Source organism: Providencia sp. PROV267 (assembly GCF_028477825.1).
GTDB classification, from domain to species: Bacteria; Pseudomonadota; Gammaproteobacteria; order Enterobacterales; family Enterobacteriaceae; genus Providencia; species Providencia stuartii.
In genome coordinates this window covers 39,033-58,503 of the sequence record NZ_JAMPLX010000027.1, presented here as the reverse complement: position 1 = coordinate 58,503, position 19,471 = coordinate 39,033, and the positions used below count along the sequence as shown (strand labels likewise).

General features: G+C 39.8%; 18 protein-coding genes, 1 tRNA gene and 2 pseudogenes. 12 read left to right on the top strand and 9 right to left on the bottom strand.

The window, feature by feature from the left end; translation table 11 throughout:
• The first annotated feature begins 25 nt into the window (after positions 1-25).
• The 4 genes from potA to potD all read left to right on the top strand — a co-directional run bounded on the left by potA (position 26) and on the right by potD (position 4,021).
• Positions 26-1,135, top strand: a complete 1,110-nt coding sequence (gene potA, locus PR709_RS17920) for a spermidine/putrescine ABC transporter ATP-binding protein PotA (protein ID WP_004917339.1) — start codon at positions 26-28, stop codon at positions 1,133-1,135.
• Positions 1,122-1,985 (top strand): spermidine/putrescine ABC transporter permease PotB, encoded by an 864-nt coding sequence (gene potB / locus PR709_RS17915; RefSeq protein WP_004917336.1) that lies wholly within the window; start codon positions 1,122-1,124, stop codon positions 1,983-1,985. The genes potA and potB overlap by 14 nt, the downstream gene beginning before the upstream one ends.
• Positions 1,982-2,758, top strand: a complete 777-nt coding sequence (gene potC / locus PR709_RS17910; protein WP_004917333.1) for a spermidine/putrescine ABC transporter permease PotC — start codon at positions 1,982-1,984, stop codon at positions 2,756-2,758. The genes potB and potC overlap by 4 nt, the downstream gene beginning before the upstream one ends.
• Positions 2,759-2,971: 213 nt before the next feature.
• Complete coding sequence (potD, locus tag PR709_RS17905; protein ID WP_014657409.1) at positions 2,972-4,021, top strand: spermidine/putrescine ABC transporter substrate-binding protein PotD; 1,050 nt, start codon at positions 2,972-2,974, stop codon at positions 4,019-4,021.
• Positions 4,022-4,149: 128 nt separating this feature from the next.
• On the opposite strand, the gene PR709_RS17900 is transcribed toward potD, so the two are convergent.
• Complete coding sequence (locus PR709_RS17900) at positions 4,150-4,707, bottom strand: NADPH-dependent FMN reductase (protein WP_004917329.1); 558 nt, start codon at positions 4,705-4,707, stop codon at positions 4,150-4,152.
• A gap of 291 nt (positions 4,708-4,998) precedes the next feature.
• Here PR709_RS17900 and PR709_RS17895 point away from each other — a divergent pair, with 291 nt between their 5' ends.
• The gene (locus tag PR709_RS17895; protein ID WP_004917327.1) at positions 4,999-5,334 is read left to right on the top strand and encodes a tRNA-binding protein; all 336 of its coding nucleotides are present in this window, start codon (positions 4,999-5,001) and stop codon (positions 5,332-5,334) included.
• Between the two features lie 69 nt (positions 5,335-5,403).
• Positions 5,404-6,114, top strand: coding sequence for a helix-turn-helix transcriptional regulator (locus tag PR709_RS17890; RefSeq protein WP_014657412.1), 711 nt, complete (start codon positions 5,404-5,406; stop codon positions 6,112-6,114).
• Here the strand turns inward: PR709_RS17890 and PR709_RS17885 are convergent.
• Positions 6,101-6,469 carry a DUF1992 domain-containing protein gene (locus PR709_RS17885; RefSeq protein WP_004917323.1) on the bottom strand — a complete coding sequence of 123 codons (369 nt, stop codon included), beginning with the start codon at positions 6,467-6,469 and terminating at the stop codon, positions 6,101-6,103. The genes PR709_RS17890 and PR709_RS17885 overlap by 14 nt on opposite strands.
• 462 nt (positions 6,470-6,931) lie before the next feature.
• On the opposite strand from PR709_RS17885, the gene PR709_RS17880 reads away from it, so the two are divergent.
• On the top strand, positions 6,932-8,503 hold the full coding sequence (locus tag PR709_RS17880; RefSeq protein ID WP_004917320.1) for an AbgT family transporter: 1,572 nt from the start codon (positions 6,932-6,934) through the stop codon (positions 8,501-8,503).
• A 124-nt stretch (positions 8,504-8,627) separates the two neighbouring features.
• Here PR709_RS17880 and PR709_RS17875 read toward each other — a convergent pair whose 3' ends face one another.
• Complete coding sequence (locus PR709_RS17875; protein ID WP_004917318.1) at positions 8,628-9,521, bottom strand: pirin family protein; 894 nt, start codon at positions 9,519-9,521, stop codon at positions 8,628-8,630.
• Between the two features lie 25 nt (positions 9,522-9,546).
• Positions 9,547-9,837, bottom strand: a complete 291-nt coding sequence (locus tag PR709_RS17870) for a GNAT family N-acetyltransferase (RefSeq protein ID WP_004917316.1) — start codon at positions 9,835-9,837, stop codon at positions 9,547-9,549.
• A gap of 198 nt (positions 9,838-10,035) precedes the next feature.
• Here PR709_RS17870 and PR709_RS17865 point away from each other — a divergent pair, with 198 nt between their 5' ends.
• Complete coding sequence (locus PR709_RS17865; RefSeq protein ID WP_272571073.1) at positions 10,036-11,718, top strand: inositol phosphate phosphatase SopB; 1,683 nt, start codon at positions 10,036-10,038, stop codon at positions 11,716-11,718.
• 436 nt (positions 11,719-12,154) lie between these two features.
• Here the strand turns inward: PR709_RS17865 and PR709_RS17860 are convergent, their stop codons facing one another.
• Positions 12,155-12,562, bottom strand: a complete 408-nt coding sequence (locus PR709_RS17860; RefSeq protein WP_004917310.1) for a DUF2628 domain-containing protein — start codon at positions 12,560-12,562, stop codon at positions 12,155-12,157.
• Between the two features lie 781 nt (positions 12,563-13,343).
• Between PR709_RS17860 and PR709_RS17855 the strand changes: the two are divergent.
• The 3 genes and pseudogenes from PR709_RS17855 to PR709_RS17850 form a co-directional block, all read left to right on the top strand.
• A pseudogene (locus PR709_RS17855) lies at positions 13,344-13,895 on the top strand (integrase core domain-containing protein); the annotation flags it as partial.
• Positions 13,870-14,010 (top strand): RNase A-like domain-containing protein, encoded by a 141-nt coding sequence (locus tag PR709_RS19650; protein ID WP_157849601.1) that lies wholly within the window; start codon positions 13,870-13,872, stop codon positions 14,008-14,010. The pseudogene PR709_RS17855 and the gene PR709_RS19650, both read left to right, overlap by 26 nt.
• Before the next feature lie 18 nt (positions 14,011-14,028).
• Positions 14,029-14,295 (top strand): contact-dependent growth inhibition system immunity protein, encoded by a 267-nt coding sequence (locus tag PR709_RS17850; protein ID WP_127891332.1) that lies wholly within the window; start codon positions 14,029-14,031, stop codon positions 14,293-14,295.
• Between the two features lie 414 nt (positions 14,296-14,709).
• Here PR709_RS17850 and PR709_RS17845 read toward each other — a convergent pair.
• The 3 genes and pseudogenes from PR709_RS17845 to dicD form a co-directional block, all read right to left on the bottom strand.
• A pseudogene (locus PR709_RS17845) lies at positions 14,710-14,981 on the bottom strand (transposase); the annotation flags it as partial.
• Positions 14,982-15,672: 691 nt separating this feature from the next.
• Positions 15,673-15,748 (bottom strand) — tRNA-Phe (locus PR709_RS17840).
• Positions 15,749-15,874: 126 nt separating this feature from the next.
• On the bottom strand, positions 15,875-16,453 hold the full coding sequence (gene dicD, locus PR709_RS17835) for a division control transcriptional repressor DicD (RefSeq protein ID WP_042117259.1): 579 nt from the start codon (positions 16,451-16,453) through the stop codon (positions 15,875-15,877).
• A gap of 203 nt (positions 16,454-16,656) precedes the next feature.
• On the opposite strand from dicD, the gene PR709_RS17830 reads away from it, so the two are divergent.
• The gene (locus PR709_RS17830; protein ID WP_004925860.1) at positions 16,657-17,796 is read left to right on the top strand and encodes a glycerate kinase; all 1,140 of its coding nucleotides are present in this window, start codon (positions 16,657-16,659) and stop codon (positions 17,794-17,796) included.
• A 253-nt stretch (positions 17,797-18,049) separates the two neighbouring features.
• Here the strand turns inward: PR709_RS17830 and PR709_RS17825 are convergent, their stop codons facing one another.
• On the bottom strand, positions 18,050-19,372 hold the full coding sequence (locus tag PR709_RS17825; protein WP_004925858.1) for an anaerobic C4-dicarboxylate transporter: 1,323 nt from the start codon (positions 19,370-19,372) through the stop codon (positions 18,050-18,052).
• Positions 19,373-19,471: the final 99 nt, after the last annotated feature.

Sequence of the window (19,471 nt, the reverse complement as noted above, 5' to 3'; positions counted from 1 at the left end):
TTCATAGGGATAGAGTGTAGCATAAATGACTGAGACAACCTCTCTGACACCACTCGTCGAATTGAAAGCACTCAATAAAGCTTTCGATGGCAAACAAATTATATCCGAGCTTGACTTAACCATCCAAAATGGTGAGTTTTTGACCATTTTAGGCCCTTCTGGCTGTGGCAAAACAACGGTTCTACGTTTAATTGCCGGCCTAGAAGATGTTGATGAAGGCAAAATTATTCTTGATGGTCAGGATATTACAGATATCCCTGCTGAGCAGCGTTTTGTGAATACGGTATTCCAAAGCTACGCTCTGTTCCCGCATATGACCGTTTTTGAAAACGTTGCTTTTGGTTTGCGTATGCAGAAAACTCCTGCTGACGAGATCCAAAAGCGAGTTGATCAAGCATTGCGTATGGTGCAGTTGGAGGATTTTGCACAACGTCGACCAAATCAACTCTCTGGTGGGCAGCAACAGCGCGTTGCGATCGCCCGTGCCGTCGTTAATCGTCCAAAAGTCCTTTTGCTGGATGAGTCTTTATCCGCACTTGATTATAAGCTACGTAAGCAGATGCAAAATGAGCTAAAAGCGCTGCAACGTAAATTGGGGATCACCTTTATTTTCGTTACCCATGATCAAGAAGAAGCCCTTGCAATGTCAGATCGTATTATTGTTATGCGTGAAGGCAAAATTGAGCAAGATGGCTCGCCGCGTGAAATTTACGAAGAGCCTAAAAACCTCTTTGTGGCTCAATTTATTGGTGAAATCAATATTTTTGATGCAAAAGTCTTATATCGCATTGATGAACAACGTATTCGTGCCAATGTTGAAGGGCATGAATGTGACATTTTTACCACTTTACCTGTCCAAGAAGGCCAATCGGTTCATGTTTTATTACGCCCCGAAGATTTGCGCGTAGAAGAGGTGAACGATGCAGAAAACTATCCCGGTTTAATCGGTTATGTGCGTGAACGTAACTATAAGGGAATGACGTTAGATTCTGTGGTAGAGATGGAAGATGGCAAAATCATCATGGTCAGCGAATTCTTCAATGAAGATGACCCAGATGTAGACCACTCCTTAAACCAAAAAGTTGCTGTAACTTGGGTTGAAAGCTGGGAGGTGGTACTGGATGATCAGGCGTAAACACAAGATCTTACAAAATGTCATTATCACGGGCGTGGTGGCATGGCTATTACTCTTTGTATTTTTGCCTAACATCATGATCATTGGTACGAGCTTTTTAACACGCAGTGATACCAATCTTGTTGATATGATCTTTACATGGGATAACTACATCCGTTTGTCTGATCCCATGTATGCTGAGGTGATGCTCCACTCGTTGAATATGGCGCTGATCGCCACTTTCTTCTGCTTAGTTATCGGTTATCCTTTTGCCTTTATTTTGGCGAAATTACCTAAACGCCTACAGCCTTTAATGCTCTTTTTGTTGATAGTGCCTTTCTGGACTAACTCTTTAATTCGCATTTATGGGCTAAAAGTGTTTTTGAGTACGAAAGGGTACTTGAATGATTTCTTGCTGTGGATAGGGCTTATCGATAAGCCGATACGTCTGATGTATACACCTGAAGCGGTTGTGTTAGGGCTTATCTATATTTTATTACCCTTTATGGTCATGCCGCTTTATTCCAGTATTGAAAAGTTGGATAAGTCTTACTTAGAAGCCGCAAGAGATCTCGGTGCTAACAAACTCCAGACATTTGTGAAGATAATTATTCCATTGACTATGCCTGGGATTATCGCCGGCTGCTTACTTGTTTTACTGCCAGCGATGGGGCTGTTCTATGTTGCGGATCTGATGGGGGGAGCGAAAAACCTCTTGATAGGGAACGTTATTAAGAGCCAGTTCCTAAATATTCGTGATTGGCCGTTTGGTGCGGCAACCAGCATCTTCTTAACGGTGATGATGGGGCTGTTGCTGTATGTGTATTACCGAGCTGCTAAGCTATTGAATAAAAAGGCATATGAAGAATGATCGGTCGCACGTTACGAGGTGGCTTTATGGCCATCGTCTACGCTTATCTTTATATTCCAATTATCATTTTGATTGTGAACTCGTTCAATGAATCGCGTTTTGGGATCAGTTGGCAAGGTTTTTCAACCAAATGGTATGAGCTGTTAATCAACAACGATAGTTTGTTGCAAGCGGCAGGACATTCATTAACGATGGCGATTATTTCTGCCACGTTTGCGACAATTATCGGTACGTTAACGGCAGTTGCACTGTTTCGTTATCGTTTTAGAGGGAAACCCTTTGTCGGTGGTATGTTATTTGTTGTGATGATGTCGCCGGATATCGTTATGGCCATTTCTCTACTGGTATTGTTTATGCTTTTAGGGGTTTCGCTTGGTTTTTGGTCGCTACTGTTTTCACACATTACTTTTTGTCTACCTTTCGTGGTGGTTACCGTCTATGCGAGGCTGAAAGATTTTGATGTGAAAATGCTAGAGGCAGCGCGTGACCTTGGTGCGGGTGAGTTTACTATTTTACGTAAAATTATCCTGCCGTTAGCGTTTCCTGCGGTCGTGGCAGGCTGGCTATTAAGCTTTACCTTATCGATGGATGATGTTGTGGTCTCCTCCTTCGTTACAGGCCCTAGCTATGAAATTTTACCGCTAAAAATCTACTCGATGGTAAAAGTGGGCGTTTCCCCAGAGGTTAACGCATTGGCGACTGTATTGTTGATCATGTCGCTAGTATTAGTCTGTTTGAGCCAGTGGGTGATGAGAGATAAGTTTTCGAAATAGCTCAAATGATTTTTTGTGTTGTAAATGTCGCGAGCTATTGGGTTCGGTAGCTCGCATACTTAATGCCATTTGGCGAAGAGGGTGAGCTCTAGATGAGCTTATACGATATATATACGCAAGATAATTCAAGCGATTAGCGGCTAAATAAAGTCATTAATGGTCACTTGAAATATGGCGAGTATAAGAAAACACTTTGTTGAGGGATGCTCAGTAATGAAAAAATGGTCCTATCTACTAGCGGCTGGCTTAATGGCTGCAAGTATTGGCACGGCAACCGCCGCAGACGAAAATAAAGACGTACTGTATTTCTATAACTGGACAGAATATGTTCCCCCCGGTTTATTAGAGCAATTTACTAAAGAAACTGGGATCAAGGTGATTTACTCCACCTACGAATCAAATGAAAGTATGTACACCAAGCTTAAGACCTATAAAGAAGGGGCTTATGATTTGGTCGTTCCTTCTACTTATTTTATTTCTAAAATGAGTAAAGAGGGGATGCTACAAAAAATCGATAAACAAAAACTAAGTAATTTTAAAAACCTAGATCCAAATTTACTGTATAAAGAGTTCGATCCACAAAATGATTTTTCCGTTCCTTATATTTGGGGAGCGACGGGGATCGGTATTAATGGTGAGGCCGTCGACCCAGGCTCAATCACCTCTTGGGCCGATTTTTGGAAACCTGAATATAAAAATAGCCTGTTAATGATGGATGATGCACGAGAAGTATTCCAAGTTGCACTCACAAAACTCGGTTATTCAGGTAACACAACCGATCCTAAAGAGATTGAAGAAGCTTATAAAGAGTTACAAAAACTACGTCCAAATATCCTTGCATTTAACTCTGATAACCCAGCAACGCCGTTTATCGAAGGTGAGGTTGATGTCGGCATGCTGTGGAATGGTTCAGCCTTTGTTGCTCGCCAAGCAGGTTTACCGATTGAAGTGATTTGGCCAAAAGAAGGGGGAATTTTCTGGATGGATAGCTTAGCTATTCCAGCCAATGCGAAAAACCCTGAAGGGGCACATAAGTTGATCAACTTCTTATTACGTCCTGATATTGCAGCACAAGTTGCCGAATCTATTGGTTACCCAACGCCAAACCTTGAAGCGAAGAAAATGCTACCACCGGAAATTGCTAATGACCCGTCTCTTTATCCAAGTGAAGAGGTATTGCAAAAAGGGGAATGGCAAAGTGATGTTGGCAATACCAACATTATTTATGAAGAGTATTTCCAGAAGTTAAAAGCAGGACGTTAATCAAACCAAAAGGCACCGTAATGAAGCCCCCAACGTTATGGGAGTACTTCATAATTACGGTGCTTTTTTGTTGTTAATACGGATTATAGCCGATAAAAGTAGATGTTGTTTATTCTTATATCACTCAATTAGTTGGCAACATTTCGGATAATAAACTGGCAATAAGTATCTACCCACGCCTGAATAAATGTTTGGCTTTTCGGCGCAAAATTATGTTGTGCATCAACCATACCTTCAAACCATTTCAAATAACATTCAGGTTGATTCATGGTTGGCATATTTAAAGATGCTAGACAGACACGCAAGTGCTGCTGCGCAATTGCAGTACTGATATTGCCTGTTGATACCCCTAAAATGCCTGCTGGTTTACCATTCCATGAATTATTCCCCGCAGGGCGCGATGCGTGGTCAATCGCATTCTTTAATACGCCCGGGATTGAACGGTTGTATTCAGGCGTGACAAAAATAATCCCATCACACTCGGCAATTTGTGATTTAAAGTTAGCAACAACGCTGGGTAGCTGTTTATCGGCATCTTGGTTATATAAAGGAAGCTCACTGATATCGAGAAAGTTAAATGTGAAATGATCAGGGAAAAGCTTCACTAAGGCTTCTGCAACTTGGCGGTTGTATGAGTTTGTGCGTAGACTGCCAACGATGACACCAATTTTATATTGATTCGACATAATTAAACCTTCTCTAGTGTGAATGGATGCTTCGCTGATATATTTTAGCGCTTTATCACTCTATAAAGCCAATTTTGGATATATAAAAACAGCGGGTAATCAAAAGCAGGCAGGTTATTATCGGTTTATAGTACTTATAACTATCTGAATAACTAAAATAAAATCGACCAATCAATCTGTATCATTTTCCATGACGGTTTGGCGACAAAAAATGCGTGTTTAGCAATAAAAGCCTATTTCAATTTTGTGTTAGCCTAAAAGTCTATTAATAACTAAGTTCAGGTAAGGTTTATGCAATTCATTGAATGGGATGATTTTACTCGCGTTGAAATGCGCGTTGGCACAATTATTAAAGCAGAAGTGAACAGTAAAGCTAAAAAACCCGCCTACGTGATGGACGTCGATCTGGGTGAATTAGGTGTGAAGCGCTCAAGTGCACAGATCACTGTAAATTACACCCTTGAAGAGCTGATCGGCAAACGAGTTTTATGTGTTTGTAATTTTGAGCCTAAACGTATTGCCGGTATTAAATCAGAGGTTTTGATCACAGGTGCACCGGATGAAAAAGGGGCGATAGTACTTGCTGAATTTAATCTACCGTTGCCTAACGGGGCATTACTTGCCTAAGTGATCAAGTGCATTTTTCCCCCTAAAAGGGCTATACTCCTCCTATTACCAGTAAAGAGGAGTGCGCTTTTGTTATTGCCTGAATTACATTATCGCCAATATTCCGAAGATGTGATTTCTCATCAACACGATGAGCAATGGCAGGTTGTCTTTGCGTTATCGGGGGGCATGGAAATTAATATGCATCGGCAGCATTTTCTATTAGCGGCGGGAAATGGTGTGGTCATTGCACCTGGTGTAAGTCATGCATTTAGCGGTCTATCAGGCAACCAAAATTATGTTTTAGAGATGCCAAGCACGTCTCCATGGGCACTTGATGACAAAGCAACGTCTTTTTCGCTAACTCCCGCTGCTATTGGGCTATTAAATTGGTTGCAGCGGTTTCCTCAACCCCTCGAACAACATACGACCATTGCAAAATTGCTGCTTGCTCAAATGAAACCTGAAGAGCAGTGGATTGATGGGGTGACCCGATGGATTGATGCACGCTTACATCTTCCACTCAGTTGCCAAGATATGGCGAATGCGTTTTGTATGTCAGTAAGTACGCTACAACGGAAAATTAAAGCGGCGACACAACTCACCGCAATGCAATTACTTGTACAAAGGCGCATGGAAGCGGCTTGCCGCTTGCTGATGACGGCGAATTCAATCGAGCAAGTTGCATTGTCTGTAGGCTATGATTCACACTCGGCTTTTAGCCAAGCATTCCGCCAATACTATGGTAAAACTCCTATGGAATATCGAACAGGAGCTATCAAGTTATCTATTCAGGTTTAAAACGCTGGCGGATATGCGCTTCATACTCACCATGTAAAAAATCAGTATTGATATTCGCTTGTTTAAGTTTGAGCTCTAATAAAGAAAGTTGCTTACTTAGAGGCTGGTAATTAGGATCATCATGAGCAAGCCCTTTTAGCATATCGACCAACGTGAGTGCATCTTTTCGGTACTGTAATTCGGGGGGCAAATACCCTGAGTTTTTTAAAATACGATAACCCGCTCGTAATTCAGGTGGAACTTGGCTATCGTCATCAAGTAAAAGCGGTTGTCCTTCGCCTTTCAGATTTTTTAGCTCACCTTTATTTAACGCTTCTTGAATATGGCGTTCTGCCCAATCATCAATAACAGACATAATGGTTTATTTAGTTGAAAAGGATAAGCTGATTATAACAGCGATGGCATAAAGATAGCTAAAATAGGGAAATAAAAATATTACATGGTTTATTATTCTTTGTGTAATTAGTAGGGAAAACCTAATCATGAATACGGATATTTGGAGGTGATTTTCTACTAAAAAGACCAAAAGTCAGGCTATTTAACGCTTAAAAAGAGAATAAATTACTCAGTAAATAGTGAAAAACTGTTATCTGAACCACATTTTCATTAATTATCGGTGTTTTTTATTTAAAGGGTAAATTAATTATTTATTTAAGTCATGATGACTTTTAATTCTATATTTTATGATTAAATTTTAATAGGGATGGGGTTTCAATCTAAAAATAAATAAATTGTTGAATCAGCGTTATATTTTTGAAAATAGCTAAATGGCAAAACATTGTGTAATGTCCATTTCTCTTGTTTATAAGGAGAAAATATGGAACAAAAAAAACAAGATGGGAGCCGTTTGTTACGCACGGTGGAATGGTTAGGCAATGCCTTACCTCACCCAGTCATTTTATTCATTATTTTAACTGCAATTTTATTGGTCTCCTCAGCAATTGGTCAATATTTTGGAGTCAGCGTTGCTGATCCACGTCCAGAGGGGGCAAAAGGGCGTGCTGCGGATGGGGTTATTCATGTTGTCAGTCTATTAGACGCTGAAGGTATCCGTAAAATCCTTTCTAATGTTGTTACTAACTTTACGGGCTTTGCTCCTCTTGGCACGGTGTTAGTTGCCTTATTAGGGGTTGGGATTGCTGAACGAGCAGGGCTTTTATCTGCGGCGATGCGTTTAGTGGTTATCAAAGCACCGCGTAAGCTAACGACAGTGGCAATTGTGTTTGCGGGGATCATGTCAAATACTGCCGCCGAATTGGGCTATGTAGTACTAATCCCACTGGCTGCGATTATCTTCCATTCACTTGGTCGCCATCCGCTAGCAGGTCTTGCCGCTGCCTTTGCAGGGGTTTCGGGGGGGTATTCTGCCAACTTATTATTAGGTACTGTCGACCCACTGCTTTCTGGTATTACCCAGCAGGCTGCGCAAATTATTGATCCAACCTATACTGTCGGGGCAGAAGCGAACTGGTATTTTATGTTTGCCAGTACATTCCTAATCACTATCTTAGGTTATTTCATCACTGAAAAAATTGTTGAACCGCAATTAGGGCCTTACCAAGGTGGCGGTGTTGATGAAGATGAAGATAAATTACGTGCTGATGCTGAAGTAACCCCACTTGAGAAAAAAGCGCTGTTTTGGGCATCGGTGACCTTTTGGGGATTAGCCGCCATACTTGCCCTTATGGTCGTGCCAGAAAATGGTATTTTACGTAATCAAGAAACCGGATTAGTCAGTAATTCACCATTCTTAAAATCCATTGTGGTATTCATTTTTATCTTCTTTGCGATCCCAGGCATTGTATATGGCTATGTCGCTAAAACCATGCGCTCTGATAAAGATGTCGTAGATGCCATGGCAAACGCAATGAGTACTCTAGGATTATATTTAGTTATTATTTTCTTTGCTGCACAGTTTGTTGCCTTCTTTGGTTGGACAAATATCGGGCAAGTGGTCGCAGTGAAAGGCGCCAATTTCTTAAACAGTATCGATTTACATGGTGGTGTGCTGTTTATTGGCTTTATTATTATCTGTGCCTTTATCAACTTAATGATAGGCTCTGCTTCTGCTCAGTGGGCGGTGACTGCACCTATTTTTGTGCCAATGTTAATGTTAGCGGGTTATGCACCAGAGACAATCCAAGCGGCATACCGTATTGGTGACTCGGTAACCAATATTATTACTCCAATGATGAGTTATTTTGGTTTAATTATGGCTATCGTTGTGAAATATAAGAAAGATGCCGGGATTGGTACATTGGTCTCTATGATGTTGCCTTATTCAATCATTTTCCTTATTGGCTGGTCACTGTTCTTTGTGATTTGGGTATTTGTACTCGGACTACCCGTAGGTCCTGGTTCTCCGATTTACTTTACTCCCGCGAGCTAACTTGTTTTAAAGAAAAAGGTAGCGCAACTTCATTGGCTACCTTTTTATTATCTTTGATGGATATAACTTCAATACAAATATCAAACTTATTGAATAAACATTTTTACCGACTTGGTTGGCATATTTATGGCATTAAGGGGGATGGTGTCGGCGTACGTTCATCATTGATAACTTTACCAAACCGAGGGCTACCTTGGTTCCATTCTGCAACGGCTGCGGTGATTTCAGCTTTTGTGCGACCAATAAAATTCCACCACATCAAAACAGATTCATTCAGAGGCTCACCACCTAATAATAGAATGTGGCTATTGGCTGAAAGTTGTAGTGAGACTTGCGACAAGCCTTGGCCTAAATAGACCAACTCATTGTGATGACTGCGCTGTGAATCGATAATCGCATCCCCTTCGATAACAAAAATGCCATATTCAAATTCAGGGCGTAGCGTTAGCGATAATGAGTGACTATTGCGGGTGGTGATATCTAAGCCTAATAAAGAAGAAAACGATAATGTGGGGGCTTTATAAGAATCATATTCCCCAATGAGTAATTGATATTCGATATCTCCAACTGACCATTTGGGTAAAATAGGGTAATGATCAAAGCGAGGGGGCATATCTTTCACGGCTTCTGGCAGTGCTATCCATAGTTGTACGGCATGTAAATGACGGTTTTCTCCATAGGTATCTTCGGAATGGCTAATTCCTTTACCTGCAGTCATTAAATTTACTTGGCCCGGGCGGATCACTTGTTCGTAGCCTAAACTGTCCCGATGTAGAATTTCACCTTCAAGCATCCAAGTGAAGGTTTGCAGTGCAGTATGTGGGTGAGGCGCGACGCGCATACCAGCAGAGTCACCTTTAAATACAGTCGGGCCCGCATGGTCGAGAAAACACCAAGCACCAATTAAACGCCGTTGTTTTGTTGGTAATACCCTTGCGACAGGGATCCCACCAACATCTTTGATACGTGCATGAATGTGCTGGAAATCTAGGTTATTTTTCGGGGTCGGTATGCTCATTTTTACCTCTTATCAATAAAACAGGTTAGTGGCGAATATCTTGGTATTCAGGTGTTTTATCAAAAATAGCTTTGGCGAATGGGCAAAGAGGAATAATTTTACGCTTTTCAGAACGCATTCTTTCAACGACTTTTGCGACCAATTGTTTGGCAATACCTTGCCCTTTTAAGCTTTCATCAACGACGGTATGGTCAATAATAGCGAGTTCGTCTCCGGTATAGACAAAGGTAATTTCAGCAAGACGAGTCTGTTTATCATCCGCTAAGATAAAGAAGCTGTGATGATCCGATTGAATATTTGGCATTTGATGCTCCATCGTATAATCGTTTATCTTTTTTAAGCCTAGCTAAGCTTTTGGCTAAAGACAATGATGGGATTTTGTTGAGTTCTCTCAAATAATTTGATGGAGCTTATTTTTAAATTGTGATGATGAATAAAATAAACAATCGGTTTTTTATATATTTATAAGGTATTTCTCGATTGAATAGTATTTTTATTTCAATGGAGAAGCCGTGTGTGTTGCATAACAAAGTCAGATGAAACCCAACCATTAATTTATCATGTCACATCCAGAAGGCAGGAGCAGTTAAGTAAGACATTTGCTTATAATATTGATTCAGTTAACAACACAATAAAAAGCCAAAAGCTTGTTAGAGAGGCAATAAAAACACTACCTCGTGGTCAAAGTTCAGAGGAGAGAAAAAATAACCTCACTAACGTAACTCAAGATAAAAAAGATCTTATTCGTTTCCAGCAGGAGCTGCTCAGTACTGCAGAAAATATATTGAAACACCTTGATTTATCCACGGAAGTGTTAGCTACAATATCGGATAAATTAAAGCAGTTAACGTGTGAACCAAACAGACTAATTCAATCAAGGGAATTGTTGCAGGCTAAAAAACTCGAAGAAAAATTAATTAAAATCATTCATCATGAAATGCTCAATAGTAATAATAGAATCTCTTTAAAAGATGTTGGGAAACTTTTTCAAAAAGAGCTAAGTAGGCATCTTAATAATAAAGATTGGCATACAATAGAAACAGAATTGAGTTATGGAAATAGCGAATATTCATTTATCTTAACTCCCGCATCTCAAATGAAATATTGTGGTGGCAATCACGAGATATTTTGTGACAACAGCTATAAAGGGAAAGGTGTTTGTTCGAAATCAGCAGAAGAGACGACTCACGCTGTTAATTTATGGCTTTCAGAGGTTAAAGATAATAATCAGTCCACTTTATTTAGTGGGATCCGCCACGGAGTATTATCGCCTTACGCCCTTCCTGAGCGCAGTGCCGAACGTCTACAAGGCGCTAAAAATAGAGCAAAAGAGGTCGTGATGGCTGCGCTGTTTGCAAAGCCTGAATTGTATAAGAGAGCATTAAATCATGAAGAGGTGACATTGCGGATCGCTTCAACCTCTTTACTAACATATTTAGGTAAAGAGAAAGGGATGCTTGATGATCAAGTTGCTGCTTGGAAGATGTTAAATAACGATGGCGTTATCAAACTGAATATCAAAAATGAGAAAGGCGAAGCCCAAGAAGTTAAAGTTAAACTGGATATTGCGATATTCAACTTTGGCGTTAATGAACTGGCATTTTCCATCCCGAAGGTGATCAGCCAAAATGATAATTTAAATAAAACCGCTTTAGCCCAAATATTAGGGTGTAACTATCTTATTAATAATGAAGTGGGGGGATGGGTAGGTCACTATTTATCTGAACATCCTCATGCTAGTAATAGGCATAAAGTAGAAGAGTTATGTCAGCAGATAAAGGAAATATGGAAGAAAAAATCATATCGTTATGATGGTAATGAGCCTTATAAAATAGCACAACGTATCGCGATGTTAGCTTACGAAATTGGTGCAGTGCCTTGCTGGAATTGCAAAAGTGGTAAAGATAGAACAGGTATGCTGGACGCAGAAATCAAGCGGGAAGCTATCAATTATCATCAAGGTTATAGTTTGAGTAAGCCAGGCGCTAAGTTGACGAATGAAGAGAAAAAATTATTCCAAGGTGTTTTGCTATATAGCGGTAACAAAGAAGTACAGGAATGCAATACTGGCGTTGCAGGTAATAAAGTCACCAAAGATCTACCATTCATGTTAAGACCACTTGCATTATCTTATAAAACACGTATTGGTGATGAGGTTATTCGGCGACAGGTACAAGGGTTTTCATCTTTAGTTTAATATTATTAATGCTTTTTGAGGTTGATCATAGATGAAGGGCATATTTGTGTCCTTTCATCATTGAGGAATTGCTATTTACAGTAGGTTATAATAAATGTTCAGCTTTACTTATGTATTTATTGGCGATGTTCTGTGGCATGAAAAAATAGATATTCATATCACTATGACAATAAATACCGCATTGTCGCCGTCGATATTTTCTAAAGCACGCTGGGTTATGAATGGGCGGAATACCGTTACGATATTCTTGTAAATACCTCATTTATAACACCGTCAATTTGTAGAGTATTTATGCTGCATTTCGATACTCACAAGCATCTAAAATAATCTTCAAGTTTATTTATTGTTATAATGCTGCATTTTACATGCAGCATTATTGTATGGAATAAAATCCTATTGGGATTGGAGGTAGGTTATAAGCGGATAACTTATTGATTTAATATAAGCTGAATCCTTCAAATGGGTTCCAGCCATCAAGGCCTTTGACTTTTTTTAGGTAATAAGCATAGTTTGCAGTAAATCCCCACATGAAAGATACCCCTAGAGATATAGCTGTCCAAACTGGTCTGGGGAATTCTCTACCTATAATAAGTTCAATGGTTGCAAAAAGCATGGTGATACATAAGCTTATAGCTAACAAGATTAGAGCTTTTTTCCATAATCCTACAATTGCAAAATAGATAGGTCCAAAGAAGTAAGCAAAAAAATTAAACATAATAAGAAAGCGAGCAAAATAAGGTTGCTGCTTTATGGCAGCTTTGTGTTCAGGGGTTTTTGGTGCTCCATATGTATCAAAAAATGCAAAACGTTTTTGCCATTTTATAGGGTATTGCTTAGTTTCCATTACTACTCCATCTGTATTAGAATTAAAAAACGATGGATATAATACGATGTTTTCCTATTTAATGCAGTGGCAATTGAACACAATTTATTAAATAAGAGAATATTCTTAACTATACATGGAGTTAATTTAATTTATTTACCTCACGAATAGCCCTGATATAGGTTGACAACTCTTCAGGTATAAAACGCTCGATGAACTTGATTGGGCGGTTTATAGTTTAATGAAAAATGTCTTTCATTGAGCATTGAATATTATTATGGATTTTCAGATAGTTCGATGAACAATACTGTAGCCCTCGATTTGAGTGATGGATTATAGGGATTGTTGAACTTTGTCTTTTTAAGATTCGAAGTAACAATTTCTTTACCATATTCATTTTCATGTTGCCATCTAAATGATAACCAGCGATTTTTTTTTCGTGAATAAGCATTAGTAACTAGGTTTAAATAAGTAATATCAGCTACCCCCATTTTTTCCTGAATAACTCAGCTTTACGCTTTTTTGATAAGCGAACACTAAAATCGCTATCCATGACTTTGATAACGGTTTTAAAAATGTCAACTTTAAGTTATAGAACGTGGTTCATCTTAATTTTCTTCTTTCGGTAGGCTACTGTTCATGTCCACTTTCCCTAAAATAAGACAGCTATAATTAGATTTTCTGCCCTAAAATTTGCAGAGGTCATGATGAAAAAAGCCCGTTTTACTGAAACTCAAATCGTTAATATTTTAAAACTCACTGATTCTGGCATGGAAGCTAACGATATTAGCTAGCAGTAAGTGAAAAAAGACCACTAATAATTGAGAAAACACCGAATATTCATTGGGCATTGGATTTTATGCATGATGGTTTATATTGTGGTAGCCGATTTCGAACATTGAATATTATTGATGAAAGAACGCGAGAGTGTCTGGCAATTGAAGTGGATACGTCATTGCCTGCTGAACGAGTTATTAGAGTGCTTGAACGCTTGAGAGTCGACAGAGGGCTACCGAAACAAATTCGCATAGATAATGCTCCAGAGCTAATTGCTGTTAATTTATTGAACTACTGTGAAAATAATCAAATAGCGTTATGCTATATTCAATTCGGTAAGCTACAGTAAAATGGCTTTATCGAGCGTTTTAATGGTTCGTTCCGCCGTGAGTTTTTGAATGTTTATTTATTTGAATCGTTGAGCCAAGTTAAAGAATTAGCGTGGTATTGGCAGCAGGATTATAACTTTAGCCGAACGCATGAAAGTTTAAATCACCTCCCACCGAAGGCTTATCGTAAACAGTTAGAAAACTCTAGTTTAGGATGTCTTAATCAATGGGGAGTGGACTATAGGTAGAGTTATCTATAGAGGACAAACGAAATCTATTGATTCAAATAAAATAGTGATTGTAATAGATAAAGATCCACTAATACCGAATGGTTATCGTATTCAAACTGCGTATCCTCACTAGTGTAGGGAAATGATGAATATGGAAAGAATTAATTATTTATTAGGCTGTTATTTTCATCAAGATTGGGACTGTGAAGCATCTAGTGATATAGAGGCATTAAATAATTTTGTAAGAAGAGAAACATCTGAATCTATTTTGAAGTTAAAAAAAGAACTATCGGAAATAATAAAGTCAGGAAAAGAGTTACCTGAAAAATATTTGTATGAACACAATTGCTATTATATACCCTCAGAAGATGGATTGACTATATTGGAGTGGTTTAAAAAACTTCATGATGCACTATGAGATTAGGATAGCCCTGATAAAGTTTTCCTTAAAATCTTACTCCCATTCAGTTTGCTGGATAATCAACAGTCTGGCTTGGCGAGTGAGAGGGTAGTGACTTCCTATATAAAGGGTTATATATCATGTTGTTACTGATAATAATCAGTTGAGTTTTCCTCGGTAATGGACGTAACTCACAGTATACTATCTGATTTTGACAACTTTTTCTTTAGTTGCTTGGCTAGCAATGTTGGAAAGCACATTGAGCATGGTGTGAAGTGGTCAATAAAAACTGACCACGGTTTTAGAGCTTTTCTAAAATAATCGTTCCGATTCATTGGGTGTTAAACCGCCATTATATTGATGCGGCCTAAGTTGACTGTAAGATACTATAATGAATAACTTCCTGTCGAGCTTCAATTACATGGCGGTAGCCTTCTTTAAGATCTCATTATGCTCTTCAAGGCGAGCAATTTTCTTTTTCAGTTCACGAATTTCGACTTGTTCTGGTGTCATCGGTGAGGTTTTTGGTAAAATACTTTTGCGTTCTTGTTTTAGTTGCCGAACCCATTTGTCCAGAGTAGGGTGGATTTACCTATGCCCATGGCGTTAGCAGCTTCGAGCACGGAATAGTTCTGGCCAAGCACAAGTTGAGCCGCTTCAAGTTTAAATTCCGCACTGAAATTACGTCGAGTTTGCTTTGTCATTGTTATCAATTGTTAAGTTATGAGGTGTATAGTAACACCTCTATTAAGGTGGCCAAATTAACGATGCCACTACAGTGAGAATATACATGATGATATTATAGAGCATTATTTAATTGTGACCCTTGATGAGGTTGTCGAAGTACTTGCGGCAGTGGAACCGATAATTAAAACGGTATGATATGTAGTAAATCCCTGGAATACAGTAAGTTAAGCCTGTAAGGGGCGGGAAGCACATTGATCCGTTTTTTCAGGTAATCACACGCTAAGAACTATAGTCATGACTATATCACACGACTATTTTATTGAATGTAGAATTGGTCTTTACTCAAAAATAAAAATGCGGCAACTCTAGTCAAATGGCATGATAACGGTCTAGCTGAGTGTATTTTCTGAGAGAACGGTGGGTCTGAGATGAATAACTATCTTAGAAAGCTAAATATGGTGTGATGGGATCTTCTGATATTAAAAAGTTAAAAGGCTTTGCAAAAAAACGATCAGTTGAAAGAGGTTTGTTCTGGCTTGAGTCTTGAACGTTAAATACTTAAACAATATGGCATACGCAGCCCATCAAAAACGTCAAAAGGCATACAACCTAGTTGTGGTTTTGCTAAATTTTAAGGTGGTAAATTAAGATAATTAGATGATATCTATAGGATTACTTGATTGGAGGAAACCACTGTAGAAGTGAAAGTGGTGCCCGGACTCGGAATCGAACCAAGGACACGGGGATTTTCAATCCCCTGCTCTACCGACTGAGCTATCCGGGCAACGGGGCGCATTAAACCGTATTAGGTGGTTGGCGTCAACGAATTTTTGCTAAAAAAACGCAGTTTTTAACTGAGTGTTTTCTTTTTCAGCAAAAATTGTTGGTTTAACGCGCGATTACTGTTTTATTAACTTAAAGCTCCTTTTTTACGGCATAACGCAATAGTTAAAATATCCTCTGAGAGATGCTGAGCAATTTCGACATCTTTAATATCTCTTTGAATCAGTAAACGATTCAAACAGCCCTCTAAAACTAATTCCATTTGATTTGCCACGAGCACGGGGTCTTCAATATCTAATTCATCTAATAACTCTTTGGTATATAGAAAAGAGTTATCTTTTTGTATTCGGCTTAATTGATGGATAGGGTGCTGTGGATCAGGATAGTGATTACAGGCTGAGACAAATAAACATCCAGGGAAACGCCCTTCGCTAACACGTTGGTACAGCTGTTGGTAGCGTGCGGAAAGTTTTTGTTGGGGGCTTAACGACTCATCTAACCGTGTTTGACGTTGCCAAATTTCAATCTGTTGCCCATGATAACGCAGGCAATCGTACACTAAGGCCTCATCATCAGGCCAAAATTGGCGGATCATGTTGAAATCAGGGGCTATCTCATGGAGAAGATGCTCGGTAGAGGCAGAGAGGCCTTGTTTTTCTAACTGGTTTAGAGCATGGCTTAAAATTTGTTCGCACTGTACTGACATTGTTAGCTCCATCACAATATTGTTCTCATCTTCCCATCATAACAATGATCATTATTGATTTATAGCAGTTTGCTTTGTGAGCAATATTGTTGATGACAAAAATAGGTAAGGTGTGATCAGGGTAACTGTCAGACAATTTGCAGTATGAGAGCTATCAACATGATACGATTAAATAATTATCGTGTTTTTCATAGGTACTCATCATGAAAATTATTATAGCTCCAGATTCATTCAAAGAGAGCATGAGTGCAGAATCTGCTGCCGATGCCGTGAAACAAGGCTTCCAAGCGGTATTTCCTGATGCAACATTTTTAAGTTTACCCATAGCAGATGGTGGGGAAGGTACGGTTGATGCGTTGATTGCCGCTGCGAGCGGAGAAAGAGTATCTGTTGAGGTATTTGATCCACTCAATAAACCTATAACAGCAGCTTATGGTTTGCTTCATCAAGGAACGACAGCAGCGATTGAAATGGCTGCTGCAAGTGGATTGATGTTAGTTCCACCAAAAGAGCGTAACCCGATGCTAACCAGCAGTTATGGCACAGGTCAATTAATTAAAGATGCCTTAGATAAAGGCGTACAGCAGATTATTTTAGGTATTGGTGGCAGTGCAACGGTTGATGGTGGCGTTGGTATGCTGCAAGCCTTAGGGGCTGTTTTTTATGATGAGCAGCAACAACGGCTAGGCCAAGGGGGGGAAGTACTCAATAAGATCGCCAGTATTGATATTTCAGGTCTCGACCCTCGTTTAAAAGATTGTGACATTGATGTGGCGTGTGATGTGGACAACCCTCTTGTTGGTGAGCGTGGTGCCGCTACAGTATTTGGTCCTCAAAAAGGGGCAACACCTGAAATGGTTGCCATGTTAGAACGTGGGCTGAATCAACTGGCAAATGTAATAAAAAGCACAACAGGTATAGATTACCGTCACTTAGCAGGAGGTGGTGCGGCTGGAGGAATATCTGTCGCCGCAGCCGCCTTTTTGGGAGCACAACTAAAACCGGGCATCGATATTGTGATTCAAGCGGTCGATTTAGAAAAAGAGATGATGGATGCTGATTTAGTGATCGTTGGTGAAGGGAGTATGGACGGGCAAACCGCAGGGGGGAAAGCACCGATTGGTGTTGCCAAAGTGGCGGCAAAATACTATGTTCCAGTGATAGCATTAAGTGGTGTGTTAGGGAAAGGTGTGGACGCTTTACATCAAGAAGGCATTGATGCTTTCTTTAGCATATTGCCTCGCTTGTGCGCGCTCGACGAAGCATTAAATGAAGGCGCCATTAATTTACAGCAGACCGCTTATAATGTGGCGAAGGTGTTAAAAATAGGGCAGAAGCTTTAATCGCGCGACGATAGGTTAATTCATCACGGATAGCTGTTTTGATGACTTAATTGCTTTTATGAGGTGAATGATAGCGGTTTATGGCTTGATGACTGCACATTCAAATCTAAACATGCCCTGCTATCTGTGCAATGGCGTATGAATAAATCTGCTAGTAGGATACGGTCTGGGTTATCCGTGCAACGCTATTTAGTTTTTTAAAAGAAAACCCGCAAAATATTGCGGGTTTTTGTATGGGTAGAATATCCAATAACTACAGGATCATACCGCCGAATAGGAAACCGAAGGTAACAGCTAAGATCACGGCAATAGTGCCCGGAATAAAGAATGGATGGTTAAAGACGAAACGGCCAATGCGTGTGGTTCCGGTATCATCCATTTGTACAGCAGCAACCAGTGTTGGGTATGTTGGTAGAATAAACAGACCAGATACTGCTGAGAATGATGCGATAGCTGTCAGTGGGCTAACATGAAGCGCGAGTGCCATAGGCATCAACGCTTTTGCTGTTGCAGCTTGTGAGTACAGTAGAGCTGAACAGAAGAAGAAGATCACGGCTAGCATCCATGAATGTTCATGGATCAGATCACCCGCTGTTGCTTTAATCCAATCAATATTATGTTGTACGAATGTATCACCTAACCATGCAACACCTAAAATACAGATACATGCGCTCATACCTGCTTTAAAGGTGCTTGAGTTAAGGATCGCGTCAGTATTGACTCGGCATAAAATAGTGATGAGGGTCGCTACACTCAGCATAATGATTAAGATAGCATTAGTGGTGTTCATCAATGGTGTTTTGACTATTTCTAAGCTTGGGCTGTTGATAATAGCGTAGACAACAACACCGACAACGCCTAGCAAGAACAAAAATACAGATGATTTTGCACCAGGTTTGATAGCTTTAACTTGGCTACCACGCAGTTCAACTAAGCCTTCTGCTAAACGTTTTTGGTAAACAGGATCATCAGACAGTTTCGAGTTAAACGTCCAAGAGATGATGAATGACATCAAAATGATAGCAAGGAAAGTGGATGGCAGTAAAATAGCGAGCAACGTAATATAGCTAACAGTGTTACCTGCACCGACCATGGCGGAGTTTTCCATCACAGAGGCCATATACACAACTGCCGCTGAGATTGGGGACGCTGTAATACCAATTTGAGCTGCAACAACCGCAGTTGAAAGTGGGCGGCAAGGTTTGACGCCTTGTTCTTTTGCCACTTCTGCAATGACGGGTAAAGTTGCTAAAGAGATATTCCCTGTACCAGCAAATAAGGTTAGGAAATAGGTCACGATTGGTGCAAGGATGGTGATGTATTTAGGATTACGACGCAGTAGTTTTTCTGTCTGATCGACTAAGTAATCAAGTCCACCTGCAATTTGCATTGCAGAAATGGCAGCGATCACAGCCATAATAATAGAGATAACGTCAAATGGTATAGTACCTGGTTTTACGCCAATAGCAGCGAGTACCAGTACACCTAGGCCACCGGCAAAGCCGATACCTATCCCACCGAGACGGGCCCCCAAAAATATGGCCAGCAGAACAATGATAAATTCTACGGCTAACATAGTGTTTACTCCTCGACAAATTTAAAATTAAAAATATGAAACTGTAGTGTTAATTTTTTGTGTGTGCATAAAACTAAAAAGGCACGCTTTCCGAAGGAG